Source organism: Pseudomonas sp. N2-3-1-14 (assembly GCF_041228395.1).
Classification (GTDB): domain Bacteria; phylum Pseudomonadota; class Gammaproteobacteria; order Pseudomonadales; family Pseudomonadaceae; genus Aquipseudomonas.
The window spans coordinates 4,002,273-4,028,362 of sequence record NZ_CP166199.1 but is presented as its reverse complement, the minus strand read 5'-3'; the positions used below and the strand labels follow the sequence as shown (position 1 = coordinate 4,028,362).

Below are 26,090 nucleotides of genomic sequence, written 5' to 3'. Positions count from 1 at the left end.
TGACGTTTAACGGTGGAGTACTGAGGCATGTAAGTAATAGTAGAAAGAGTCACTAAGTTCACTAAGTCACTGAAAATATTCATGACGTCCTGAAGTAACAGGCGCAGTTAAACATGCCAGAAGAGGGCTGTCGGTTTGCTGAACATACAGGTGGGTATATGTAAAAAAGTGTCTAGAGTTGTTTCAGGACGGCGGGCCACGCGGAGTTGTTCATGATGCCCAGGGTCTCGAATTTGCCGTTGGCCTTGACCCGAACGAACAGGGCACTGCCGTACTCGGGAAACGCTGCGCGCGGGTAACCCAGAGTCTTTTCGAAGTCGGCAATACAGCCGCTGTGGGTGACAAATACGAGGTTGCGTCCGGGCTGCTTGTGGCTGAGCAGCTCTTCGCCAATGGCCGCGCCGCAGATCGCCTGCTGCCCGGAGGTCAGTTCGGCATTGCCGAACATGAAGTGTGAGGTCTGGGCCGTGCGCAATGCGGGGCTGGCGAGCACGTCGCTGCCTTCCATGCCGAGTTTGAGGAAGGCCTTGCCCAGTTCTTGCGCGCGTTGGGTGCCGACGATTGTCAGGCCTTCGGGGCCGCCGAAACAGGGGTTTGTCGAGCGGTCGCAGCGCTCTTCATGGCGCACCAGCACGATCAGGTCACCATCGCGCCAGCTGGGCAGCACTTGCGAGCTCAGCAAGCGATTGCCCACGCTCAGGTCACGCGGTGATGAGGGCCACAGCAGGAAGCCGGCGAGCAGCAGCGCGATGACTGCAAGGCCCGCCCACCACTTTCGCAACCACTTGATATAGCCGCGGCGCGAGCGCGGTTTGGTCAGGGTAAGGTCAACCACATCATTCACCATGGGCACTGTACTGCACTGTTTTTATTGAAGTAGGCGCAACGCTTCGACGGATGCCCGAAGTTAAGCAAGAGGCTGTCATAGGGCTGCTGTCTTTTCGCTGAACATCCAGCGGTTAAAAGTGGCCACGGCCGGCAACTAACGAGTTGCCGACCCTTGGCGTGTGGTGGGCAATTTAGTGGGGCGAGGGTAGGCGGGCGGTGAAATCAATGTGAAAAAATTGCGTGGGCGCGACTATGAGCCGTTATTCTCGTTTGCAGTCTTTCACGTGAGCGCTCTTATGTTGCAGGTGCACGGTGTCCTTAAAAGCTACGCCACGCCGCAGGGCCCGCTGACGGTGTTGGCGGGCGTCGATTTGCACCTGGGCGAACGCAGTAGCCTTGCGCTGATGGGCGAGTCGGGCAGCGGCAAAAGCACGCTGCTGCATCTGGTGGCCGGGCTCGACCGCGTGGACGGCGGCAGCATCCAGGTTGGCACACAGCGCCTGGATCAACTGACCGAGGCGCAGCTGGCTCACTGGCGGCGCACCGAAATCGGCCTGGTGTTCCAGCAATTCAACCTGATCGGCAGTTTGCGCGTCGAGGACAACCTGGCGTTCCAGGCGCGGCTGGCAGGGCGCTTTGATCCGCAGTGGCAGGCACAATTGGTGGAGCGCCTGGGGCTGGGCGACTTGCTCAAGCGCTACCCCGAGCAACTGTCCGGCGGCCAGCAGCAACGAGTGGCGGTGGGGCGCGCCCTGGCCTCGCGCCCCGGCTTGCTGCTGGCCGATGAGCCGACCGGCAATCTGGACGAAGCCACCAGCGATGAAGTGTTGCAATTGCTGTTGGACCTGCTGCGTGACAGCGCCACCAGCCTGTTGATGGTCACCCACAGCCCGCGCATCGCAGCGCGCCTGGACCAGCAAGTGATACTGCATCGCGGCCTTGTCGTGCCCGCGGACGCGCGTTGAGATGAGCGTTTTTTATTGGACGTTGCGCGCACTGCTGAGCCATTGGCGGCGTCACCCGGTGCAGTTTTTCAGCGTGTTGACCGGCCTGTGGCTGGCCACCGCACTGTTGACCGGGGTGCAGGCGCTGAACAGCCAGGCGCGGGACAGTTATGCACGCGCCAGTCAATTGATCGGCGGTGAGCCGCAAGCCAGCCTCAGTGCGCCGGACGCTGCCAGCTTCCCCCAGGCGCTGTTTGCCGAGCTGCGCCGTGCCGGGTGGCCGGTATCGCCCGTGGTGCAGGGCCGCTTGCAGCTCAAGGGGCATGAGGACCTGCGCCTGCAACTGATGGGTATCGACCCGCTGTCGTTGCCCGGCGGCGGGGCGGTGGCGGGGCAGCGGTTGAGCCAGGCGCAAATGATCGCGTTTTTCAACCCGCCGGGGCGTACCTGGATCGCACCGCAAACCCTGGCGGCCCTGGGGTTGCATGAGGGCGAGCAACCGCTGGCCGCGAGCGGGCAAGCCTTGCCACCGTTGCAGGTTCAGCAGGACATGGCTCCGGGCCTGTTACTGACCGATATCGGTTTTGCCCAACCGCTGCTGGGCATGCCGGGGCAACTGTCGCGCCTGCTGCTGGACAAGGCCTTTGCCGCCGGTCATCCCACGCCACCGGCTGCGCTGCAACTCAAGCAGGGTGAAGACAACAACCTCGCGCGCCTCACCGAAAGCTTTCACTTGAACCTCGACGCCCTGGGCTTTTTATCCTTTGTGGTGGGGCTGTTTATTGTCCACGCCGCGATCGGCCTGGCGCTGGAACAACGGCGCGGGTTATTGCGGACCTTGCGCGCCTGCGGGGTCAGCGCGCGCATGCTGATCCTCAGCCTGGGCGTCGAACTCGGCGTGTTGTCGTTGCTCGGCGGTGTGCTTGGTGTCGCCAGCGGGTATCTGTTGGCGAGCCTGCTGCTGCCGGATGTCGCCGCAAGTTTACGTGGGCTGTACGGCGCCGAGGTGCCGGGCCAGTTGAGCCTCAGCCCGTGGTGGTGGATGGCCGGGCTGGGCCTGAGCCTCGTCGGCGCGCTGCTCGCAGGCGGCAGCAGCCTGTGGCGGGCGGCGCGCTTGCCGCTGCTGGCACTGGCCAATGCTCAGGCCTGGCATGACGCGCACGCGCGCTGGTTGCGACGCCAGGGTTGGGTGGCGGCTACCGCGCTGGTCATCGCACTGCTGGCGCTAGGGTTGGGCGACAGCCTGGCGGCCGGTTTTGTGTTGATGGCCGCCTTGCTGCTGGGCGCGGCACTCGGTTTGCCGGTGGTGCTCAATGGGCTGCTGACGGCGGTGCTCGGGCGTAGCCGCTCCGTGCTCGGCCAGTGGTTTCTTGCCGACTGCCGCCAGCAGTTGCCGGCCTTGAGCCTGGCGCTGATGGCTTTGCTGCTGGCCCTGGCGGCGAATATCGGCGCGGGCTCCATGACCTCGGGCTTTCGCCAGACCTTCAATAACTGGTTGGAGCAGCGCCTGACGGCGGAGCTCTACCTCAACCCGCAAAACCCGGCTCAGGCCGAGCAACTCGCGACGTGGTTGGCGCAGCAACCCTTGGTGCGGGCGGTGCTACCGACCTGGCAGGTTGCTGTGCAACTGCAGGGCTGGCCGGCGGATGTGTTCGGCGTGGTCGACGACCCAACCTACCGCCAGCACTGGCCGTTGCTGGAGGCGGCAAGCACGCCTTGGGACCAGTTGCTGCAAGGCGACACGGTCATGCTCAGCGAACAATTGGCGAGGCGCTTGAAGGTGCAACTGGGCGATGCCGTCGCGATTCCCACGCATCAGGGTGTCTGGTCGCCCAAGGTGGTGGGGATTTACGCCGACTACGGCAACCCCAAAGGCCATCTGCTGGTCAATTCACACCACCTGCTGGCGCATTGGCCAACGCTGACACCGGCTCGCTTCAACCTGCGGGTGCAGCCGCAAAAGGTGCCACCGCTGGTGCGCGAGGTGCAGCGCACGTTTGCCTTGGATGACAGCCGCATCGTCGATCAGCAGCAACTCAAAGGCTGGTCGAGCCAGGTGTTTGAACGCACCTTCGCCGCCACCGCCGCCTTGAACAGCCTGACCCTCGGCGTGTCCGGCGTGGCGCTGTTTATCAGCCTGCTAACCCAGAGCCAAAGCCGACTGGGCCAACTCGCGCCCCTGTGGGCGCTGGGCGTGACGCGTCGGCAATTGATGTTGCTCAACCTGGGCCAGACCTGGCTGTTGGCGGTGCTGACCCTGGTGCTGGCGTTGCCGCTGGGCCTGGTGCTGGCGTGGTGCCTGGACGCGGTGATCAACGTGCAGGCATTCGGCTGGCGCCTGCCATTGCAGGTGTTCCCGTGGCAGCTTGCTCAGTTGTTGGGGTTGGCGCTGCTGGCCACCTTGCTGGCCTCGGCCTGGCCGTTGTGGCAGTTGTACCGCAGTCGCCCGGCGGATTTGCTGAGGACGTTTGCCAATGAAGATTAAAGCGTGGTTGTGGGCCGCCTTGCTGTTGCTGGCCGCGTGCGACAAAGCCCCCGCGCCGCCGGAAAGCTTCGCCGGTCTGGGCAGCGATGCGGCGGACTTTGCTCAGGTGGTGCCCGGCAAGGTCTTCAGTTTTCCCGAGGACCACGGCCCCCATGACGGTTTTCGCATTGAATGGTGGTACGTCACCGCCAACCTCAAGGACGCCCAGGGCAATGTGTTCGGCGTGCAATGGACGCTGTTTCGCAACGCGTTGAAGGCGGGGCCGACGCAACCCGGCTGGCACGACTCCACGATCTGGCTCGGCCACGCCGCCGTGACCTCCGCCACTCACCATTACGCTGCCGAACGCTACGCGCGTGGCGGGATCGGCCAGGCCGGCGCCCAGGCGGTGCCGTTTAACGCCTGGATCGACGACTGGAATTTCGCTACCCGCCCCGACGCCGCAAGCCCTCTGGCGCAGATGCAACTCAAGGCCGGCGGCGCGCAATTTGCCTACGACCTGCACCTGACCTCCAGCCGCCCACTGGTGCTGCAAGGTGACAACGGCTACAGCCGCAAATCCGATCAGGGCCAGGCGTCGTACTACTACAGCCAGCCGTTTTTCAACGCGACCGGCACTGTCAGCATCGACGGCATCACCTATGAGGTCAGCGGCCCGGCGTGGCTCGACCGTGAATGGAGCAGCCAACCACTGGCGGCCAGTCAGACCGGCTGGGACTGGTTTTCCCTGCACCTGGATCGAGGCGAGCAGTTGATGCTGTTTCGCGTTCGGCAAACAGACGGCGCGGGCTATCTCACCGGCACCTGGATTGATCAACAGGGCCGCACCGAGACGCTGCACAACGCCGATATCCAGCTCACGCCACTGACCACCACCGCAATCGACGGGCGCCACATTCCGACGCGCTGGTCACTGAAAATCCCCGGCAAGCATCTGGATATCACACCCCAGGCCGTCAACCCGAAGGCCTGGATGAACCTGAGCATTCCGTACTGGGAAGGGCCGGTGCAGTTTGAGGGCGGGGTGGGGTATCTGGAAATGACCGGGTATTAACGCGCCTTTGTGCAGGCGCTTTTTCTCTGCCGGGTAGGCAACTTCCCAATGTGAATGCGCGCCCCTGGACTTGTGCCCGGGCCGTATTGGTGTGCCTGGTAAGCCGACGGCCTGTGTTGGATCGGTTCAAACCGAGCGTGAAAAAACCCATAAAAATACTGTACATGCATACAGCCATGTTCTACATTCCACCCCAGGTGACCGGATGTCACCGATTACCTGAGCTTCAATTTTTTAACTATGGATGGATAAAAAATGAAACCGACAAAAGCCCTTATGCTGGGCGCGGCCATGATGGCCTCCTGCTTTATTTCGGCCTCTGCCCTGGCCGAGCCAACCCTTTCGATACTCACCCCCGGTACGGTCAACCAAGGCGTGATCGATGCGCTGAAACCGGGTGGCACGCTGACGCCTGTGCCGATCCCGGACGAGCTGCTGCAAAAGCTGCTGGACGCCAAAAACGGCAAGGTAAAACCCGCTGGCAAAGCGGCCAAGTCCGCACCGTTCAACACTGCCATCGGCGAGTTGAAAAAGCCGAGCCAGGCCAACCTGAAAAGTGCTGCCGTCGCCGCCTTTGAGCCGCTGTTCCCGACCCTGGATATCAACACCCTCTACACCATCGACCAAGTGCAAACAGGCCAGGAGTTTCCGTACCACTTCAACCTGCCGCACAACGCCCGTGTATTGGTGCAGTTGATTAACCAGAGCGCGGGCGCCGATATGTCGCTGAGCCTGTTCCGCGACGACGGCCAGGGCAATCCGCAACTGATCGATACGTCCGATAACCCAGGCAATGCCGATGAATACCTGGGCGGCATCCTGCCGGCGGGTGATTACTACTGGTTCATGGTGGCCAAGACCGCCACCAACGCGCAGTTCAGTTTTGGTGTGGCGGTGGACACCAACATCGACGCCTTTGAGCCCAACGACACACCGGAAAATGCCTTTGCGCTGCCGGACTCGATGAACAAGGTGACCGGCAACCTCGACAACGCCAGTGACGTTGATTACTTCGACTTCAAGGCGGTGCGCGGCCAAAGCGTGAGCATGTACCTGGCGGGTGATGAAAATGGCAGCCGCAACCAGTGGCTCTTCGAGCGTTTCGACGGTGCCAACTGGGTCACCGTGCCGGCCGGTTCCACGTCGACCTACCCGAGCGTCACGCCGGGCACCACCGTCAAGGTGCGCGTACGTGCCAACCCGGGCGTGGCACAAGACCCGACCAAGCCGTACGCCTTGAGCCTTGGCTCTACGCCACGGTTGAATGCGTCGGATGTGAAGGGCGACAACATCGTGCGGGTGCCGGCCTCGATATTCTGGATGGCGACCCAGGCCGCGCGCACGTTGAACTGGACCACCAACTGGTCCGACTCCACGGGCGCGCCTCTGTTGGGGGTTACGCCAGTGCTGCGCGTGGACAAGCGCTTTGTGGGCGCCGAGTACCACTGGACCGACTTCAAGGCCAGCACCAACAGCGCCGGCACCTCCCTGGCCAGCGCCGCGCTCGGTGAATGCTTCGGCGATTACCGCGTGCAATACCCGGACAGCAGCACCGGCGTGAAATACAACTGGGACACCACCTTCAACTTCGGCGGCTGGCGTATCGAGCTGGACGAATTCCCTGGTGTGGGGGTGGGCGGTGACAATGTGGCATACGTGACCTTCGGGCACATCTGCACCCAGGACATCATCCACTGATCCGTTGACGCAAGCATGAAGGGGCAGTCCATCCGGGCTGCCCTTTTCATTCGCGGGCCAGTGCCTGCTTCAGTGGCAGGCGCGCCATGCTCGTGCTCTTCAACGAGCCCAGGTACAACCAGTCGCCGTATTCACGCGCGGTGGTGATGGGCGAGTAATTGCCCGAGCTGCCATCCTGCAAGTTGGCGATGACCTTGCCGTCGGTGTCCAGCCCCAGCACAAAAGCCTTACGCTCGATGGGCTTGGGCACCACCATCAGCGCCCGTACCATCACCTTGCGCAGCAACGGATAGCCGGCGAAGCCATCCAGCAAGGGGTTGCGCGGCGAATACAGCGCGACCCAGAAGCGATCGCTGCCGTTGAAGCTGAGGTTGTCCGGCAGGCCTGGCAGATTGTCGATAAACAGGTCGTGGCTACCCACGTGCTCACCCTTGAGCCAGTAGCGGCTGATGCGGTAGGCGCCGGTTTCGTTCACCAGCACATAGTTCTCATCCGGCCCCAGCGCCACACCGTTGGCAAATTGCAGCTGGTCAAGCAACACCTCGGTGGTGCCGGTGGCAAAGTCATAGCGCAACAGCCGACCATCGCCGCCATGTTCAATCACGGCTTCACCATCCTGGCCATAGCCCCAGCGACTTGACGCGTCACTGAAATAGGCAAAACGCCCGCTGGCGTCGACCGTCACGTCATTGGTAAAGCCAAACGGCAAGCCATTCGCGCTGCTGCTCAGCGGCGTGAGTTGCCGATTGGTATCCAGGGCGAGCAAGCCCTTGACCCCATCGGCAATGATCAAACGCCCATCCGGGTGCAACGCCAGGCCGAGCGGGCGTCCGCCGGTATTGGCCAACACTTCCAGGGTGTGGCTGTCGGGCGATGTTCGGATGATGCGCCCGTCCTGCAGGCCACTGATCAGAAACCCCTGGGCATCCAGCAACAAGGCCTCGGGCCCGGCGATGTCCGAGGCGCCGATTCTTTGCACCGCCTTGAGCCGCTGATTCTCAGCGTAGGTGCCGTCCTTCATCGAGGGCGCCTTGGGCGGGGCCCAGTTCACCGGTTGTACCTGGGTGGGCATCAACAGCAGAAAGGCGATCAGCGCAAGCGATACAACGAACAGCCCATGACGAAGATGTTGACGGCGGTGGCTCATGACTGTTCCTGGTTGTCGTGGGCGTTGGGTTCCCAGTGCAGAGTGCCGAACAGGTAATCCATCAGCGGCAGGACGATATTGAAATTACGCCCTTGCATCAGTTCGCGGCGGTGGTGCAGGGCGTGCAATTGGTGCATCTGGCGGATCCACGGCAGGCGTGCCACGCGGTGGTTGGCAGGCAGGTGTTCGCAGGCGTGGAACACCTCGTAGAGCAAGTAACCGAGGATCATGCAGCCGGCAAACAGCCCGGCGATGTTGGGGCTCAGCTGCTTGAGCATCCACCAGGCGGGGAGGGCGATGGCCAGGCTGTGCAGCACGATCAGCCACGCCGGGAACAGGATCACGCGCCAGTCCCGAGGGCTGTCGTAGGTCATGTGGCCGGGCGTGAAGAAACTGTGATGGTCGCCGGTGTGCCGCGCATAAAACAGTCGGGCGAGGGTGTGTTTGTGATGGCCGAGGTGGCGGTGCACGAGGTAGATGCACAGGTTGAAGAACACCAGGGTCAGGGGCACCGTCAGCCACTGCAGCGGGGTGATGTGTTCGGTGGAGGACCAGGCGAGGGTGATGCAGAAAATGCCATAGCCGAGGACGAAACCGGCGTGCAGCCATGGGTGGTAATGGCGGCTTATGGCCGCGCGATAACGGGTGCGGAAGGTCTCGGTAGGGTGGGCCATGGCGGTCAGCTCGGTATTTTTTTGTTGGAGGCTGAGCTTAGTTGCTGGTGGGGAATGTGCGAGTTTTTGCGCAGTACACCGATCAAAATGTGGGAGCGGGCTTGCCCGCGAATGCGGTGTGTCAGTCAGCTCATGTGTCACTGACCCACCGCCTTCGCGGGCAAGCCCGCTCCCACAATTTGACCGAGTTCAGCCGCCACCACCGCACTGCTTTGCTTTTCTGTGGGAGCTGGCTTGCCTGCGATGCAGGCACCTCGGTGTGTCAGGCATAACCAGTAGATGCCATCGCAGGCAAGCCAGCTCCCACCTTTGACCGAGTACAAACGAAACCCATCTACCTGATGCATAGAGATCCAAATGTGGGAGCGGGCTTGCTCGCGAATGCTGTGTGTCAGTCAGCTCATGTGTCACTGGCCCATCGCATTCGCGAGCAAGCCCGCTCCCACAATTTGACCGAGTTCAGCCGCCAGCACCGCACTGCTTTGCTTTTCTGTGGGAGCTGGCTTGCCTGCGATGCAGGCACCTCGGTGTGTCAGTGACACCCTGTTGATGCCATCGCAGGCAAGCGAGCTCCCACATTTGATTGAGTTCAGCCTTCAAAGATCAGGTCGGCTGTCAGGCCGCCTCGGTTTTGCTTCTACCACTCAGGTCGGCTACTAGGCCGCTGTGCTCTGCTTTTTGATCTTGATCTTAGGCGCCCGGTTAAACCGCGCTGGCCGAGTGGTGGGGCAAGAGCCCTTGGGTTACTTTGGGGCTTTTTTTCCAAAGTGACTCGCCGTAAGGGCGAAACCCCTATCAGCCATCACCCAATAACGGATACGCCCCCAAAGCCCCCCATCGCTAATAGCATCCCAGCAAAAAGCCGCCTGATCGTTATTGAATACCGATGGACCAGCTCTGTGTGGTCTGGTCCTCGTGGCGCGGCTCCAGGTCATCTTCATACTGGCAACGCGGGCCCTTGCAGTGGTAGTCGAAGGTCACCGGCGCCTGGGTCTTGATGGGGAACAACGATTTGGCCGTCGCCGGTGCAGCCTGTGGCGCGGCCTCGGTGACAGGCGCTTCGTAGGTCAAATCCAGCGTTGCAGCGTGGGCCACGATCGGCAGGAGGGCGAGCACTGCACTCGCCAGAACGGTCCTTGTAAATAGCATCTGAAACAACCCGCGCAACAAAAAATGAAGCGCGAATTATAAGCCAGGCGCAACCGCCGATGCACACCGCAGTCCGCGGTCGAACGCCGCAGTTCAGAACACCCGAGGTGCCTCAAGGTGTTCCGTGGGGAACGCATGGGCATAGGCCTGACACACCCGCAGCACCTGCTCATCGGCAAACCGCGCGCCCACCACATGCAGCCCCACCGGCAAGCCATTCGCCGCCAACCCGCACGGCACCGACGCCGCCGGTTGCTGGGTGAGATTGAAGGGATAGGTAAACGGCGTCCACTCCATCCATTCGTTCAGGCCCGAACCCGGTGGTACGTTGTGCCCCGCCTCGAACGCAGTGATGGGCATCATCGGCGACACCAGCACGTCGTAATGCTCATGAAACGCCGCCATCCGCGCCACCAGTGCCGCGCGGGCTTCGAGGGCGTCGTTGAAGTCGCGCAGGCTCAGCTGTTCGCCGCGTTGCGCGATACGCAGTAGGCCAGGGTCGAGCAGCTGTTTTTGCGCCTCGCTCATCGTGCTGGTCAGGCGGGCGGCGCCGGCGGCCCATAAGGTGCTGAACACCTCCAGCGGGTCACTGAAACCCGGGTCGATCTGCTCGACATGCGCGCCCAGTTGCACCAACCCTTGCACGGCTTGGGCGACGACGTTGGCCACCTGCGGGTCGACATCCACATAACCGAAGGTCGGGCTGTAGGCCACACGCAAGCCTTGCAAATTCGCACCCGGCTTGAGCCACGGTGTGGTCCGTGGCGCACCGATCAGGCCATCGCGCGCATCCGGCTGCGCGACGGTTTGCAGCATCAGCACGGTGTCTTCCACCGTGCGCGTCATTGGCCCCAGGTGCGACAGAATCGTCATCGAGCTGGCCGGCCACTGCGGTATGTAGCCAAAGGTCGGCTTGATGCCAAAGGTACCGGTGAACGCACACGGAATGCGGATCGAGCCACCGGCATCGCTGCCCTGGTGCAGCACGCCCAGGTTCAACGCCGCCGCCGCGCCCGCGCCACCGGACGAGCCGCCTGCGGTGGTGCGGGTGTCCCACGGGTTGCGGGTGATGCCGTACAACGGGTTGTCGGTGACGCCTTTCCAGCCGAATTCCGGGGTGGTGGTTTTGCCCAGCAGCACCGCACCGGCCTTGCGCATCAGGGCCGAGAAGGGCGCATCCACGTCCCACGGCCCGTCGGCGGAGGTGGTGCGTGACCCCTTGCGGGTGGGCATGCCGAGGGTCAGCGTCAGGTCTTTGATCGAAGCGGGCACGCCGTCCAGCGCGCCGCAGGGTTGGCCTTTGAGCCAGCGTTGTTCCGAAGCGCGCGCGGCGCGCAAGGCACCCTCAGGATCGACATGGCAGTAGGCGTTCACCACCGGGTTGTAGCGCTCGATACGCAGCAAAGCATCTTCGGTGACCTCCACCGGCGACAGGCTTTTGTCGCGAAAATGCTGCAGCAGTTGCACCGCTGTCAGTTGGCCCATCTCACTCATGTCAGGTCCCCCTGCGCCGCGTTGACCATGGCGCGCAGCAGCACCGCGCAGCCTGCTGCCAGGTCATCCGGCGCGGCGTTTTCGATTTCGTTATGGCTGATGCCGCCTTCGCACGGCACAAAGATCATCCCGGCCGGGCCGAGTTCGGCGACGAAAATCGCGTCATGCCCGGCACCGCTGACGATGTCCATATGGCTCAAGCCCAAGGCCGTTGCGCCGTCACGCACGGCGTTGACGCAGGCCGGGGCGAAATCCAGCGGCGGGAAGTCGGCGGTGGGCGTCAGCGCAAACGTCAATCCGTGGCGTGCAGCCGTGGCTTCAATCACGCCGCGCACTTCATCGACCATGGCTTGCAACCTGTCGGCGTGCAGGTGGCGCAGGTCGATGGTCATGTGCACCTGGCCGGGAATCACATTGCGCGAGCCTGGGTGCACGCTCAGGCAACCGACCGTGCCGCAGGCGTGTGGCTGTTGCTGATGGGCGATACGGTTGACCGCGCTGACGACTTCGGCGGCGCCGACCAGGGCGTCCTTGCGCAGGTGCATGGGCGTGGGGCCGGCGTGGGCTTCGACACCGGTGAGGGTCAAGTCGAACCACTTCTGGCCCAGGCAACCCATGACCACGCCAATGGTGGTGGCCTGGTCTTCCAGCACCGGGCCTTGTTCGATATGCGCCTCGAAATACGCGCCTACCGGGTGGCCAAGCACCGCGCGTGAGCCGGCGTAGCCGATGCGCTGCAGTTCAGCGCCTACCGACAGGCCGTGCTCGTCCTGTTTGTCGAGGGTTTCCTGCAAGTCAAACTGACCGGCGAACACCCCGGAGCCCATCATGCACGGTGGAAAACGCGAGCCTTCTTCGTTGGTCCACACCACCACCTCGATCGGTGCTTGGGTCTCAATGCCAAGGTCATTCAAGGTGCGGATCACTTCCAGCCCGGCCATCACGCCGTAGCAGCCGTCGAACTTGCCACCCGTGGGCTGGGTGTCGATATGGCTGCCGGTCATCACCGGGGGCAGGGCGGGATTGCGCCCGGCACGCCGGGCAAAAATATTGCCGATGGCGTCAACGCTGACGCTGCACCCAGCCGCCTCGCACCAGTGCACGAACAGGTCGCGGGCCTGGCGGTCGAGGTCGGTGAGCGCCAGGCGGCACACGCCGCCTTTGACGGTGGCGCCCAGTTGGGCCAGGTCCATCAGCGATTGCCACAGGCGGTCGCGGTTGATCAGCGGGGCGTTGCTCTTGAGCGGTTGCGCAAAACTATTCATGGGCACTCTCCGGTCAGGCACTCAGGGCCAAATAACGGTTCTTGATGCTTGGGTCGGCGCGGAAGGCAGCGGCGCTGCCCTCGTACACCACGCGGCCCTGTTCGAGCACGTAATGGCGGTCGGCGAGCTTGTCGCAGACCATCAGGTTCTGTTCCACCAGCAGCACGGGCAGGCCGTCGTCCTTGACCTTGCGCAGGATTTTCACCAGTTCGTCGACGATCACCGGCGCGAGGCCTTCGGTGGGTTCATCGAGGATCAGCAGCTTGGGGTCGTTGAGCAGCGCGCGGGCGATGGCGAGCATCTGTTGCTCACCGCCGGACAACGCGTGGCCGGCGTTTTTGCGCCGCTCCTTGAGGCGCGGGAACATGCCGTACACGTCGTCCAGCTGCCAGCGGCTGGTCTTGCGCACGGCGATGCGCAGGTTTTCTTCGACGCTCAGCAGGCGGAAAATCCCGCGGTTTTCCGGCACCAGCGCCAAGCCCTGGCGGGCGATTTCGAAGATCTTCTGGCCCACCAGCGCCTGGCCGTTGAAGTGAATCTGGCCTTGGCGCGGGCAGATAATCCCGAGGATGCTGCGCAGCGTGGTGGTCTTGCCGGCGCCATTTCGGCCGAGCAGGGTCACCAGCTCGCCGGGGTTGACGGTCAGCGACACGCCTTCGAGTACGTGGCTTTTGTCGTAGTAGGAATGGATATTCTCGACGATCAGCATCAGGCGGCCTCTCCCAGGTAAGCAGTGCGCACACGTTCATCGGCGCGCACGAAGTCCGGCGTGCCTTCCACCAGGATCTGCCCGTGGCTCATCACGGTGATGCGTTGGCTGATGGACATGACGATGCTCATGTTGTGTTCGATCAACAGCACCGTGTGGTCGCGGCCGAGGTCGCTGATCAACTGGGTCATGATCGGGATGTCATCGATGCCCATGCCCGAGGTGGGTTCGTCGAGCATCAACAGTTTTGGCTTGGAGCAGATCGACATGCCGACTTCCAGCACACGCTGCTGGCCGTGGGACAACTCGCCGGCCAGGGTGTCGGCGCGGCTCGTGAGTTGCAGGCGTTCGAGTACCTGGTCGGCCATCTCCAGGTGCTCGCGCTTGCTGTCGACGCGGCGCCAGAAGTTCAGGGCGCGCGCACCGTCGCGGCCCTGGGCGGCCAGGCGCAGGTTCTCGCGCACGCTGAGGTTCTGGAACAGGCTGGTGAGCTGGAACGAACGCGCCATGCCCAGGCCGACGCGGGCGTGGGCGGGTTTGCGCATCAGGTTCTGGCCGTCGAAATGAATCGCCCCGCCAGTGGCCTGGCGTTCGCCGGTCAGGCAGTGGAACAGGCTGGTCTTGCCCGCACCGTTGGGGCCGATGATGGTGTGGATGGTGCCGGCTTCGACCTTGAGGTTGACGCCGTTCACCGCGTGGAACGCACCGTAGGCCAGTTCCAGGTTCTGGGTTTCCAGCAGGATGCTCATGACAGCTTCTCCTTGGTCACAACGTCGGCCTTGCGGCTGCCGCGTACGCGTTCGAACAGTGACGACAGCCCGCCCCACAAACCGCCGCGCATGAAGATCACCACCAGGATCAGGATGATGCCGAGCAGCATCAGCCAGCGCGGCCACAGGTCGGAGAGAAAGTCGCCCAGCAGCACAATGGAACCGGCGCCCAGCAACGAGCCGAACAGCGAACCGGTGCCGCCGACGATGGTCATGATCAGGATGTTCTCGGACATCGCCAGATCGATGTTCGACAGCGGCACAAAGTGCAGCAGCATGGCGTACAGCGCCCCGGCGATGCCGGTGACGGCGCCGGACAGCACAAACACCAGGATCTTGAAGTGGCGCGTGTCGTAGCCGATGGCCGAGGCGCGGGTTTCGTTTTCGCGGATGGCCATCAAGGTGCTGCCGAACGGCGAGGCGATGACCCGGCGTGCGCCGATGAAGATCAACAGGAACAGCACCGCGACAAAGCCATAGAACGCGCGGGCGTCGGCCAGCGACAGCAGCACGGTGTCACCGAGGCGGATTTCCGGGCGCGGCACGCTGAGCAGGCCGTTGTCACCGCCGGTCCAGTCGCTCAGGGTGTAGGCGACGAAGTAGGCCATCTGGCTGAACGCCAGGGTCAGCATCACGAAGTAGATGCCGGTGCGCCGGATTGCCAGGGCGCCCACCAGCAGCGCGAGGAAACCGCCGGCCACGGCGGCGCTGAGCAGGGCAGGGAACAGGCCCAGTTGCAGGTGGATCATCAACAGTGCAGCGCAATAGGCGCCGGCGCCGAAGAAGATGCCTTGGCCGAACGACAACAGCCCGGTGTAGCCCAGCAGCAGGTTGCAGGCCAGGGCGGCCATGGCAAAGATCAGGATCTCGGTGGCCAGGGTTGCCGAAGGCAATATCAACGGCAAACCGATCAGTACCGCCAGTACCCACAGCAACATCGCTTTTGATTGGGTCTTGGCAAACGGCAGGGGATTTTTCTCGCTCATGTCATGCTCTCCCAAACAGGCCGTAAGGGCGTACCAGAATCACCACGGCCATCGCGCCGTAGATCATCAGGCTCGCGCCTTGGGGCCAAAGTGTGGTCATCAGGCTTTGCACCACGCCCACCAGCAGACCGCCGACCAGCGCACCACTGAACGAGCCCATGCCGCCGATCACCACCACCACGAACGCCACGCCGAGAATCTCCGGGCCGACGAAGGGCTGGGCGCCGCGCAAGGGCGCAAACAGCACGCCGGCGACGCCGGCCAGGGCTACGCCGAGGGCGAAGGTCATCGAGAACAGGCGGAAGATATTGGTGCCCAGCAGCGACACGGTTTCGGTGCTTTCACTGCCGGCGCGCACCAGGGCGCCGAAGCGTGTGCGCTCCAGCAGCAGCCACAGGCCCAGGCCGACCAGCCCGGAAAACACAATGAGAAACAGGCGGTAGTAGGGGTAGACGAAGTCGCCGACCACCAGCACGCCGCGCAGCAGTTCCGGCACGGCGACGCTTTTGCCCACCGGGCCCCAGATCATCACGCTGGCTTCCTGGATGATCAGCGCGATCCCTAAGGTCACCAGAATCTGGAACATGTGCGGCAAGTGATAAATGCGCTGGATCAACAGTCGCTCGATCACCCAGGCCAGCGCCGCCACCACCAGTGGCGCGATCAGCAGCGCCAGCCAGAAGTTGCCGGTGAGGCTCACGGCGGTGTAGCAGATGTAGGCGCCCAGCAGGAAGAACGCGCCGTGGGCGAAGTTGACGAAGTTGAGCAGGCCGAAAATGATTGTCAGCCCGACCGCGATCAGAAAGTAGGTCATCCCCAGCCCAAGGCCGTTGAGGATCTGGAACAGGTAAAGGTTAAGCATGCAGGAACCCTCGGACAGGCGGCCGCGCGGGCGGCCCTGTCGTGTACAACCGGTGATGGTTTAGCGGATCAGCCGAGCACGCAGCCCGTGGCTTGCACCGGCGGGAACGACTGGCCGGCACTGAGCACTTTGGCCAGGTCGTCCTTGTCGGCCATGTCGCCGGCGGCTTTGCCGATCATCAGGTAGTAATCCTTGATCACCTGATGGTCGCCGGCGCGGATCGATTCCTTACCGGTGGGGCCTTCAAAACTCAGGCCCTGCATGGCCTTGGCTACCGTCGGTCCGTCGAAGCTGCCGGTGGCAATGATGGTGTCGAGCATGACCTTGGTGCTGATGTAGTCGGCGGCCAGCGGGTAGGTGGGGTTGATGCCGTATTTGGCCTGGGTCAGCTTGACCAGCTCACGGTTGAGCGGGCTGTCGACCTGGTGCCAGTACTGCGCGCCGAGGTACACGCCTTCGAGCACATCGCTGCCCAGTTCCTGGAATTGGTCGAGGCCGGCGGACCACACCAGCAGCACTTTCATGCGCTCCTTGATGCCGAAATTCACCGCCTGGCGCAGGGTGTTGGACGACTGGCTGCCGAAGTTGAGCAGCACCAGCACGTCGGGTTTGGCGGCGATGGCGTTGGTCAGGTAGCCGGAGAATTCCTGCTCCTGCAAAGAGTGATAGCTGTTGCCGACGTGCTCCAGGCCGTTTTCCTTGAGCACGTTTTTGGCGCCTTCGAGCAAGGCTTCGCCAAACACGTACTGCGGGGTGATGGTGTACCAGCGCTTGGCGTCCGGCAGCAGCTTGATCAGCGGCACCAGTGTTTCGCGGATCGCGCCGTAGGTGGGCACCGACCAGCGGAAAGTCGCACTGTTGCAGTCCTTGCCGGTCACCTCATCGGCGCCCACCGGGGTCATGAACACGCCGCCGACCTTGCTGACTTCCTTGGCCACCGCCAGGGCCGATGACGACAGCGTGCAGCCCTGGAAGAACCGTGCGCCGTCCTGCTGGATCGCCTCCTGGACCTTGCGCACCGCCTTGCCGGCGTTGCCTTCGGTGTCGATGACCTTGTAGTTGAGCGGGCGGCCGAGGATCTCGGGGTGTTGTTCCACCGCGAGCCGCGAACCCATGTCGGCAAACTTGCCATAGCTGGCAAAGGCGCCAGACATGGACTTGAGGCCGTAAAAGGTGAAGGGTTCGGCGGCGAATGCAGAACGCACGCCCAGCGGAAGGCTGAGGGCGGCGGCTGCGGTAAGACTGGCTTTCAACAACGTACGACGCTGCATGGGGTGACTCCCTGGTTTAGTTATTGGCAGGAGCGGCAATGGCGATACGGTGGAGCAAGGGCCTGTGGGCAGGCCTGTTATTGGATGAATGGCTTCAACGGGTTTAACTCGGTCAACGGTGGGCGCTGGCTTGCCTGCGATAGCATCGACTCAGTTCAACTGATCCACCGAGGTGTGTGCATCGCAGGCAAGCCAGCTCCCACATTGATTGGGTTTGCACAGGTGGAGCTGTGGTGTTTTTAAGAGTGATCGAACTCCAATAGAAAGTGCGGGCTGACCTCGCCTTCAAGGGCGGTCATATGGTGTTCGGCATCGCACATGTGTTCATGCATCAAGCCGCGCACTGCGCGTTCATCGCCGGCACGAAAGGCAATCAGCAACTGCTTGTGATAGTCGAGGTTGGCGGCGTCGAACTGCTTGCGCTTGGGCTTGTAGGCTTTTTTCAGCACCACCAGATCGCGCAGCAAATCGTTGAGAAACTGCGCCATGAAACTCAGCAACGGGTTGGGGCAGGCCTTGGCCAGCAGGTTGTGGAACTCCAGCTCCGCCAGGCGCTGTTCGCGCTGGCCGGCCTCGCTGTCCTCCGGCGCGCTGCACAAAGCCACGTTGTCTTGCAGGGCTTGATAGTCGTCCTCGCTCAAGCGTCCGAGCACCGACACGGCCAGTTCCACTTCGATGACCTTGCGCAGCTGGTACACCTGCTCGCCGTCCAGGTGCTGAAAATGCAGGTAGTTGCGCAACGCACGGCTGGCGGGCTCGGTGCCGGCCTGGTTCAGATACGCGCCGCCACTGGGACCGGTGCGCGTACTCACCAGGCCTTCCACTTCCAGCGCTTTGAGCGCTTCACGGGCCGAGCCTTTGGAACACTGGAAGCTTTCCATCAACTCGCGCTCGGTGGGCAGGCGGTCGCCGGGTTTCAAGGCATCGGTGACGATAGAGCGCTTGACCGACTCGACAATCACATCGGAGAGCTTCTGGCGTTTGCGTCGCATCGGGCGGCTGAGCATGGGTGTCTATTGATCCTATTAATGCGGATTAATAGCACTTAATAACGATTGGTCGAGAGCGTCAACGCAGGGTGTCGTTTTCGGCGCGAAGAGGTCGTAATCGCAGTGATTATTCCCAGCGGCCGGGGTCGAGACAGCGCGTAGAGGGAGGTGGCTGTTGGCCGTTGACCAGAAAATCCGCGACCCAGCGGTTGACGCACCCGGCTGCGACGGCGTCGGGTCGGGATGATTCCTTGAGCAACAATTGCTCGACGCCAGAGGTGGCGGGTTCCGCGTGCCCGGCGTTGACCAAGACCATGCGCGCGACGCGTTCGGTAAACAGCGCGGCGTACCGACTGCCAAGTCGGGTGGCCTGGGCATTGCCGAGGAAGTTGAGCCGGGCCTCGCCGAGTTGTTCGCGCACAAACTCCATATCGCGCGCGGCCTGTTCCACACCGGTTTCCTGGCTCAGGTCGCGGGGGCTCAGTTCGATCACGTCATAACGGTTGGTCAGGGTGCGATAGGCCGCCGTGGCGTAGGACTCCCAGCGGCTGACCAGTTTGAGAACGAAGGTTGCGCCCTGGCCCTTTTGCGGCTCGCCGGCCTGAATGAACACCACACCCTCGCGGCTCAGCGGTTGCCGGGCGCCGACACGGGTCAGGGCCAGGCGCACAGTGCCACGCTTGGGCGCGGCGTGGTCACGGGGCACGCTGACGCTGCCGCATTGGGTGCGCTCCAGCACCTCAGGGTCCGGCCGTTCAAAGGCGGGGAAGGGACAATCCAGCAGCCAGTCGATCGCCGTGGGCGCGATCAGAGGCTCGGCAAAAGCCCGGCTTGCCATCAGCCAGAGGCAGACGCACGCCAGGCTTTTTACAACAACGCTGGGTTTCATCAAGAGGGTCCGGGCAGCCGTTTGAAGACGGCTTTTTTACCAAGGACCTCGGGTCAAAGAATGTAGGTTTGTTAAACGGTTTGTGTAGGACAACGGAGTTTTGTTATCAGAAACCGGCGTTCCACCCGCCACCCAATGCCTTGTACAGCGCAATGCTGGCTTGAAGACGCGATAACCGCAGTTGCACAGTCAAGTCTTGCGCCGCGTACAGCGTGCGTTGGGTTTCGAGCACCGTCAGCAAGTCTTCCGCACCGGCCTGGTAACGGCTTTCGGCGATCCGGAAGGCGGTCTGGGCCTGTTGCAGTTCTTCGCTTTGCCAATCGCGCTGCTGATCCAGGCGCGTGATGTTGCTCAGGGACTTTTCCACGTCGGCAAAGCCGTTGATGATGGCGCCGCGATAGGTCTGCAGCAGCTCATCCTGACGGGCGCGGGCCTTGTCGCGTTCGGCGCTTAAACGGCCATTGTTGAAGATCGGCGCCACCAGGCCCGAGGTCAGGCTGTAGTACGGGCTGCGCAGCAGTTCCTCGGCCTTGTAGGACCCCGAGCCCAGCGTGGCGCCCAAGGTCACCGTGGGCAGCATCGCCGCACGGGCCACCGTGACATCGGCACTGGCCGCTGCAAGCTGCGCTTCGGCCTGGGCCAGGTCGGGGCGGCGGCTCAGCAGTTGGCTGGGCACGCCCGGGCCAATGGTCGGCCAGGTCAGCGCCTGGAACGACTCGGCGCCCAGGTTCAACGCTTGCACGGGCTGGCCGAGGAGGGCGGCGAGGGTGATTAGCGATTCTTCGGCCACTTGCTGAATCAGCGGCAGTTGCCGTTGCTGGCTCGCCACCAGACTCTTCTGTTGCGCCAGTTCCAGGGCTGTGGCCGAGCCGGCGTCGTAGCGGGTCTGGACCAGGTCGAGCACATTGCGCGCATTCGCCAGGTTCAGCTCGGCGATCTGTTGGCGCTGGCGCGCGGCGAGGGTTTGCGCATAGCGGTCGGCGACGTTGCTGAGCAGCGTCAGCTCCACAGTGGCCTGGTCGAACTCACTGGCACGCAGGCTCTGCAGGGCACTGTCACGGGCGGCAGCACGGCCGCCCCAGAAATCCACTTCGTAGCTGGCGGTGAGGTCGGCGTCGAAGCTGTCGACGGTTTTATTACTTTCTGTAGCGTCCAGGGAAGAATTGCCGCTGCCGCGCAGCAGCTTTTCGCGGCTGGCGGAGAGGTTGAAATTCACCTCGGGCAACAACGGCGCACCGGCAATCACCGCGCTGGCCTGGGCCTGGCGCACGCGCGCCATGGCGGCCGCCACGTCATAACTGTCGCGCCGGGCCTGGTCGATCAGGCGGTTGAGTTGCGGGCTGCCAAATTGCGTCCACCAACGCTGGTTGGTCGCTTGCGTGGCCTGTCGCTCGGCGTATTGCCACGCGGCGGGCGGCGCGATGCCGCTGTCGACCTGGGGCGGGTTGCCGGTACAGGCGTTGAGCAACAGGCACAGGCTGAGCAAGGACAGGTGCGGTGGAATGCATCGTTTATTCACTGGTCAACGCCTTAACCGGATCGAGCCGGGCAGCTTTACGGGCCGGCATAAAGCCGAATACGACACCGGTGACCAACGCACAGCCAAACGCGCCAAACACCGCCAACAAAGAAAATTGCACCGCCACCTCGGCCAGCACCAGCACGCCGCCGACCAGCAGCGCCAGAGCGATGCCGAACAGCCCGCCGACCACCGAAAGCATCACCGCCTCGGTGAGGAACTGGCGCAGGATGTCGCGCTGGCGCGCGCCGGTGGCCATGCGGATACCAATTTCGCGCGTCCGCTCGCGCACGGTCATCAGCATGATGTTCATCACGCCGATACCGCCCACCAGCAGGGAAATCGCGGCAATCGAGCCGAGCATCAACGACAAGGTGTTCTGCGTGCGCGCCTCGGCCTGGATCATTGCCGCGTTATTGGTCAACTGGTAGTCGCGCTTGCCGTTGTGCAGCTTGAGCATCAACTGGTCGATGGCCAGTTCGGCCTCATGCACCTTGCGCGCATCGGCGGCGGCAATTGCCACGTATTCGGGGTTGTAGGTGCCGAACAGGCGCACGCTGGCGGCGGTGTAGGGAATGGCGACACGGTCATCGCTGTCTTTGTTGCCGGAACTGGAGCCTTTTTCAGCCAGCACACCGATGACCTGGAAAGGCACGTTCTCGATCAGGATGTATTGGCCGATCGGGGTGGCGACGTTCTTGAACAGCTTCTCGCGGATACGGTGGCCGATCACTGCGACGGTGGCCCCGGCGCGCTCGTCAGCCTCGGTGAAGTAGCTGCCCTCGACCACCGGCCAGTTGAAAATCTCCGGGAAGTTGACGTCGTTGCCGCCCACGTAGGCGAGGTAGTCCAGATTGCCGAACCGTACACCCGCGTCGCTGCCATTGACCGGCATGATGCGCTTGACCTGGGGCAGCGCCGCCAGGGCCTCGACATCGTTGAGGGTGACGATGCCCAGCGGCGTGCGCGGGTTGGGCGAGGAACCACTCAGGTAAATGATGTTGGAGCCGAACGCGCCCATCTGCGCCATGACCTGTCGCTTGCTGCCTTCGCCCACCGCCAGCATCACCACCACCGACGCCACGCCGATGATGATGCCCAGCAGTGTCAGCGCGGTGCGGAAGCGGTTGATCCACATCACCCGCCAGGCCGCTTGCACGGCGTCCACCAGTTCGGCTTTCCAGGCACCGTTGTGTTCGGCGCCGTCGGCCAGGCGCTGGCGCAGGTCCACGGCTTGCAGCGCGCCGCTGTGGGCGGTGGCGGGCACGTGGGTATCACGGGTGGCCGAGTCACTGATGATCAGGCCATCTCGGATCTCGATGATGCGGTTGGCACGCGCCGCCACTTCACGGTCGTGGGTAATCAGAATGACCACGTGGCCCTGGCCCGCCAGTTCATCCAGCAGCGCCATCACCTCGGCGCCGCTGTGGCTGTCGAGGGCGCCGGTGGGTTCGTCGGCGAGGATGATATGCCCGCCGTTCATCAGGGCGCGGGCAATGGACACGCGTTGTTGCTGACCACCGGAGAGCTGGTGCGGGCGGTTGGCGGTGCGGTCGGCCAGGCCCAGGCGGGTCAGCAGCGCCTTGGCGCGGGCGTGCCGTTCGGCGGCGCTGATGCCGGCATAGATCGCCGGCATTTCGACGTTTTCCTGAGCCGAGCCCGACGGGATCAAGTGGTAGCCCTGGAATACGAAACCAAAGGCTTCGCGGCGCAGCCAGGCCAGTTCGTCGCTGTCCAGGTGCGCGACGTTTTCGCCGGCGAACAGATAGTCGCCCACGGTGGGGCGATCAAGGCAGCCGAGAATGTTCATCAGCGTGGATTTGCCGGAGCCCGACGCGCCGACGATAGCGACGAATTCCCCGGCATGGATCGACAGGTCGATCCCGCGCAACACGTCGACCTGCGGGCTGTCGCCGCCGCCGTAGGATTTGCGGATGTTCTTGAGTTCGATCAGCGGCGTGGTCAAGTCAACCCCCGTTGCCATCGACCGGGCCGATCAGCAGGTGATCGCCTTCGTTCAAGCCCTCAAGCACTTCGACCCGCAGGCGGTCGCTGATACCCAGTCGTACCGGGCGCTCCTCGATGTCGCCGTTTTTGGCCACCACCCGTGCGAATGGCCGGTCGGGGCCGTGGCTGCCCAGCAAGGCCGCCACGGGGGCGGTGAGTACGTCCTTGACCTGACTGGCAACGAAAAACACCTGGGTGGTCATTTCGGCCATCAGCGCATTGTCGGCGTTGTCCACATCCAGCAGCACGGTGTAGAGCACCACGCGGCCACTGCCGCTTTTGCTGGCGCTGCTGGGGCTGCCACTGCCCTGGCTGGTTTCATTCAGCGGCTTGGGCGGTATCGGCAAGATCTGGCGCACGGTGCTGGTCCAGCGTCGGCTGCCGCCGGCGAGGGTGGTGAAATAGGCGGTCATGCCCGGTTTGACGTGACCTATGTCGGCTTCGGAGACTTCGGCCCACACGGTCATCGGCGATAACTTGGCGATGCGCAGGATCAGCGGCGTCTGTTGCTGGGCGTTGAGGGTCTGGCCGACCCGTGCGTCCACCGCCACCACGGTGCCGCTCATGGGCGCGTAGATGCGGGTATAGCCCAATTCCGCCTCGTCGCTGCGCAGGCTGGCCTGGGCCTGGCGGATCTGTGCCTGAAACATCTCGACCCGGGCCTGGGTGGCACTCAATTCGGCCTTGGCGGTTTGCACGTCTTCCTCGCGGGTGGCGTTGCCGGTAGCCAGGCGCTGTTGACGTTGGTATTTCTGGCGCGCGAGTTCGTGCTGGGCCTTCTGTTCCTGCAGCTGGGCCTTGAGGTTTTCGATGGAATAGCGGCTGGCGTCGAGTTTGGCTTGTTGCGTGGAAGGGTCGATTTCCACCAGCAACTGGCCTTCTTTAACCTGATCCCCGGCCTCCACATGAATCTCGCGGATCTGCCCGGATGCCTGGGCGCCGACGTCGACATACCGGCGCGGTTGCAGCGTACCCAGCGCCGTGACGCTGTTTTCAATATTGCCGCGGGTGACGGTGACAGTGGACAGCGTATCGCGGCCGGGCGGCAGCACCTGCCAGGCGGCCACCGCAAGGATGGGGATCAGGCACGCGACAGCGAGCAGGGCGCGTCGAGCGGGGCGAGGGCGTTTCATGCGTTGGTTCCAGCCAGGAAGTGAGGGCCGCAGTTGCGGGGGGCTGAGTGTTATACGAGAAAATTGCTCGCAGATTTAGGCGTTTACATACACGGAAACAGCTCTATGGAATAAAAAACTCGCGCATTGATGCAAGACTTCTTTAAAAGTAGATGAGAATTACTATAAATTGCACGCACTCAAACTGCCATCATCTATGGCCTGTCTTCTTTAGTACTCAAGGATTTGATGCCGTCGCCCCTGACGGCCGGGAGTCATGGTGGAAAACTACTATCGCGAGCTGGTGTGTTTCCTCAACGCCAAGCTGGGCAACCGTCAGGTGGCCGAGGATGTGGTGCATGACGCTTATGTCCGAGTGCTGGAGCGCTCCAGTGACACGCCGATTGAACAACCGCGTGCGTTTTTGTACCGCACCGCGCTGAACCTGGTAATCGACGGTCATCGGCGTAACGCCTTGCGCCAGTCCGAACCCCTGGACGTACTGGATACCGAAGAGCGTTTCGCCACCAGTTCGCCGCATGCCTGCCACGATCAGGACTTGCGCTTGGAAATGCTCGAGCGTGCCCTGGCCGAGCTGCCGGCTACGTGCCGTGACAGCTTCCTGCTGCGCAAACTTGACGGCCTGTCCCACCCGCAAATCGCTGAACGCCTGAGTATTTCCCGCAGCCTGGTGGAAAAACACATCGTCAACGCCATGAAGCATTGCCGGGTGCGCATGCGCGAGTGGGACGCGCACTGATCAATGATCAGTTAAATTTTATTTCACTGTCCTCGTTTCCTATCAACACATGACCTGTTGTGCAGGTCTTGAAGGTATTCCCGCCCCACCGCCAAGGGGCTTATCCAGAGGACACTGGAATGACACAGGCAATTGCTTCGCCCGCGGTTCACGACCTGATCGGTATCGGTTTCGGCCCTTCGAACCTGGCGTTGGCCATCGCCCTGCAGGAGCGCGAAAAAGCCCAGGGCAAACTGGACGTGCTGTTTCTCGACAAACAGGCCGATTACCGTTGGCACGGCAATACCCTGGTGACCCAGAGCGAACTGCAGATTTCGTTCCTCAAGGACCTGGTGACCTTGCGCAACCCCACCAGCCCTTATTCCTTCGTCAACTACCTCAAGGCCCACGACCGCCTGGTGGACTTCATCAACCTGGGCACTTTTTACCCGTGCCGCATGGAGTACAACGACTACCTGCGCTGGGTCGCGGGGCAGTTCCAGGCCCAGGCGCGCTACGGCGAGGAAGTGCTGGCCATCGAGCCGATCCTGCAACAGCAACACGTTGAAGCACTGCGCGTGATCTCCCGTGACGCGCTGGGCGAACAGCATGTGCGCACCACCCGTTCGGTGGTGGTCAGTGCCGGTGGCACGCCGCGTGTGCCTGAGGCGTTCAAGGCTCTCAAAGATGATGGCCGCGTGTTCCACCACTCCCAATACCTGGCACGCATGGCCCAGCAGCCGTGTGTTGAAGGCAAGGCGATGCGCATTGCGATCATCGGCGGTGGGCAAAGCGCGGCTGAAGCCTTTATCGACTTGAACGACAGTTTCCCGTCGGTGCAGGTCGACATGATCCTGCGCGGTTCGGCGCTCAAGCCCGCCGACGATAGCCCGTTCGTCAACGAAGTGTTCTCACCGGCGTTTACCGACCTGGTGTTCCAGCAGGTCGGCGCCGAGCGCGAACGCCTGGTGGCCGAGTACCAGAACACCAACTATTCGGTGGTTGACCTGGACCTGATCGAGCGCATCTACGGCATTTTTTATCGCCAGAAAGTCTCCGGTGTCGCCCGCCAGGCGTTCCGCACCATGACGGTGGTCGAGAAAGCCAGCGCCAGCCCGCTGGGCATCGAACTGTCCTTGCGCAACAACGCCAGCGGCGAAACCAGCGTCAGCCATTACGACGCGGTGATCCTGGCCACCGGTTACGAGCGCCAGATGCACCGCGAACTGCTCGCGCCGCTGGAAGCCTATATGGGCGACTTCGAGGTAGCGCGCGACTACCGCATCGTCACCGACGAGCGCTGCAAGGCCGGCATTTATATCCAGGGCTTCAGCCAGGCCAGCCATGGCTTGAGCGATACCTTGCTGTCGGTACTGCCGATTCGGGCGGATGAGATCGCGGCGTCGTTGTATGAAAACGATCGCCATCGGGGCAAAGCACGCTCGGTGCAGGACTTGCTCCTTGCGACTGCGAGCTGATCGAGCACGGTCCTACAGACG

At 62.9% G+C, this 26,090-nt stretch carries 22 protein-coding genes; 6 read left to right on the top strand and 16 right to left on the bottom strand.

Annotation, left to right across the window (positions count from 1 at the left end; all coding sequences use genetic code 11):
• Positions 1-172 precede the first annotated feature (172 nt).
• The gene (locus tag AB5I78_RS18420) at positions 173-847 is read right to left on the bottom strand and encodes a histidine phosphatase family protein (protein WP_242199521.1); all 675 of its coding nucleotides are present in this window, start codon (positions 845-847) and stop codon (positions 173-175) included.
• A gap of 277 nt (positions 848-1,124) precedes the next feature.
• On the opposite strand from AB5I78_RS18420, the gene AB5I78_RS18415 reads away from it, so the two are divergent.
• The 4 genes from AB5I78_RS18415 (at position 1,125) to AB5I78_RS18400 (ending at position 7,009) form a co-directional block, all read left to right on the top strand.
• Positions 1,125-1,793, top strand: a complete 669-nt coding sequence (locus tag AB5I78_RS18415) for an ABC transporter ATP-binding protein (protein WP_369303486.1) — start codon at positions 1,125-1,127, stop codon at positions 1,791-1,793.
• A 1-nt stretch (position 1,794) separates the two neighbouring features.
• Positions 1,795-4,257, top strand: coding sequence for an FtsX-like permease family protein (locus tag AB5I78_RS18410; protein ID WP_369303485.1), 2,463 nt, complete (start codon positions 1,795-1,797; stop codon positions 4,255-4,257).
• A complete protein-coding gene (locus tag AB5I78_RS18405) occupies positions 4,247-5,311 on the top strand; it encodes a lipocalin-like domain-containing protein (RefSeq protein WP_369303484.1) in 1,065 nt (354 codons plus the stop codon). Before AB5I78_RS18410 ends, AB5I78_RS18405 begins: the two co-directional genes overlap by 11 nt.
• Positions 5,312-5,566: 255 nt before the next feature.
• Complete coding sequence (locus AB5I78_RS18400; protein WP_369303483.1) at positions 5,567-7,009, top strand: hypothetical protein; 1,443 nt, start codon at positions 5,567-5,569, stop codon at positions 7,007-7,009.
• A gap of 46 nt (positions 7,010-7,055) precedes the next feature.
• Here AB5I78_RS18400 and AB5I78_RS18395 read toward each other — a convergent pair whose 3' ends face one another.
• From AB5I78_RS18395 to AB5I78_RS18325, 15 genes are all read right to left on the bottom strand, one after another.
• The gene (locus tag AB5I78_RS18395; RefSeq protein ID WP_369303482.1) at positions 7,056-8,156 is read right to left on the bottom strand and encodes an SMP-30/gluconolactonase/LRE family protein; all 1,101 of its coding nucleotides are present in this window, start codon (positions 8,154-8,156) and stop codon (positions 7,056-7,058) included.
• Complete coding sequence (locus AB5I78_RS18390; protein WP_369303481.1) at positions 8,153-8,830, bottom strand: sterol desaturase family protein; 678 nt, start codon at positions 8,828-8,830, stop codon at positions 8,153-8,155. The genes AB5I78_RS18395 and AB5I78_RS18390 overlap by 4 nt, the downstream gene beginning before the upstream one ends.
• 873 nt (positions 8,831-9,703) lie before the next feature.
• Positions 9,704-9,946 carry a hypothetical protein gene (locus tag AB5I78_RS18385; protein ID WP_178119722.1) on the bottom strand — a complete coding sequence of 81 codons (243 nt, stop codon included), beginning with the start codon at positions 9,944-9,946 and terminating at the stop codon, positions 9,704-9,706.
• Between the two features lie 126 nt (positions 9,947-10,072).
• The gene (locus AB5I78_RS18380) at positions 10,073-11,473 is read right to left on the bottom strand and encodes an amidase (RefSeq protein WP_369303056.1); all 1,401 of its coding nucleotides are present in this window, start codon (positions 11,471-11,473) and stop codon (positions 10,073-10,075) included.
• The gene (locus AB5I78_RS18375; RefSeq protein ID WP_262209216.1) at positions 11,470-12,738 is read right to left on the bottom strand and encodes a Zn-dependent hydrolase; all 1,269 of its coding nucleotides are present in this window, start codon (positions 12,736-12,738) and stop codon (positions 11,470-11,472) included. The genes AB5I78_RS18380 and AB5I78_RS18375 overlap by 4 nt, the downstream gene beginning before the upstream one ends.
• Positions 12,739-12,751: 13 nt before the next feature.
• Entirely contained in the window at positions 12,752-13,447 is a 696-nt protein-coding gene (locus AB5I78_RS18370; protein WP_145163701.1) for an ABC transporter ATP-binding protein, read from the bottom strand.
• Positions 13,447-14,196 (bottom strand): ABC transporter ATP-binding protein, encoded by a 750-nt coding sequence (locus AB5I78_RS18365; RefSeq protein WP_242199272.1) that lies wholly within the window; start codon positions 14,194-14,196, stop codon positions 13,447-13,449. The genes AB5I78_RS18370 and AB5I78_RS18365 overlap by 1 nt, the downstream gene beginning before the upstream one ends.
• The gene (locus tag AB5I78_RS18360) at positions 14,193-15,203 is read right to left on the bottom strand and encodes a branched-chain amino acid ABC transporter permease (protein WP_369303055.1); all 1,011 of its coding nucleotides are present in this window, start codon (positions 15,201-15,203) and stop codon (positions 14,193-14,195) included. Before AB5I78_RS18360 ends, AB5I78_RS18365 begins: the two co-directional genes overlap by 4 nt.
• A 1-nt stretch (position 15,204) precedes the next feature.
• Complete coding sequence (locus tag AB5I78_RS18355; protein ID WP_369303054.1) at positions 15,205-16,065, bottom strand: branched-chain amino acid ABC transporter permease; 861 nt, start codon at positions 16,063-16,065, stop codon at positions 15,205-15,207.
• Positions 16,066-16,133: 68 nt separating this feature from the next.
• Entirely contained in the window at positions 16,134-17,336 is a 1,203-nt protein-coding gene (locus AB5I78_RS18350) for an ABC transporter substrate-binding protein (protein ID WP_145163707.1), read from the bottom strand.
• Between the two features lie 239 nt (positions 17,337-17,575).
• Positions 17,576-18,343, bottom strand: coding sequence for a FadR/GntR family transcriptional regulator (locus AB5I78_RS18345; protein WP_369303053.1), 768 nt, complete (start codon positions 18,341-18,343; stop codon positions 17,576-17,578).
• 109 nt (positions 18,344-18,452) lie between these two features.
• Positions 18,453-19,214 carry an alpha/beta fold hydrolase gene (locus tag AB5I78_RS18340; protein ID WP_369303052.1) on the bottom strand — a complete coding sequence of 254 codons (762 nt, stop codon included), beginning with the start codon at positions 19,212-19,214 and terminating at the stop codon, positions 18,453-18,455.
• Between the two features lie 106 nt (positions 19,215-19,320).
• Entirely contained in the window at positions 19,321-20,733 is a 1,413-nt protein-coding gene (locus AB5I78_RS18335; RefSeq protein WP_369303051.1) for an efflux transporter outer membrane subunit, read from the bottom strand.
• On the bottom strand, positions 20,726-22,717 hold the full coding sequence (locus AB5I78_RS18330) for a MacB family efflux pump subunit (protein WP_369303050.1): 1,992 nt from the start codon (positions 22,715-22,717) through the stop codon (positions 20,726-20,728). Before AB5I78_RS18330 ends, AB5I78_RS18335 begins: the two co-directional genes overlap by 8 nt.
• Positions 22,701-23,873, bottom strand: a complete 1,173-nt coding sequence (locus AB5I78_RS18325; protein WP_369303049.1) for an efflux RND transporter periplasmic adaptor subunit — start codon at positions 23,871-23,873, stop codon at positions 22,701-22,703. The genes AB5I78_RS18330 and AB5I78_RS18325 overlap by 17 nt, the downstream gene beginning before the upstream one ends.
• Before the next feature lie 256 nt (positions 23,874-24,129).
• On the opposite strand from AB5I78_RS18325, the gene AB5I78_RS18320 reads away from it, so the two are divergent.
• Both AB5I78_RS18320 and AB5I78_RS18315 read left to right on the top strand, forming a co-directional pair.
• A complete protein-coding gene (locus tag AB5I78_RS18320) occupies positions 24,130-24,612 on the top strand; it encodes a sigma-70 family RNA polymerase sigma factor (RefSeq protein WP_277933685.1) in 483 nt (160 codons plus the stop codon).
• Positions 24,613-24,731: 119 nt separating this feature from the next.
• Positions 24,732-26,069 carry a lysine N(6)-hydroxylase/L-ornithine N(5)-oxygenase family protein gene (locus AB5I78_RS18315; protein ID WP_106578884.1) on the top strand — a complete coding sequence of 446 codons (1,338 nt, stop codon included), beginning with the start codon at positions 24,732-24,734 and terminating at the stop codon, positions 26,067-26,069.
• Positions 26,070-26,090: the final 21 nt, after the last annotated feature.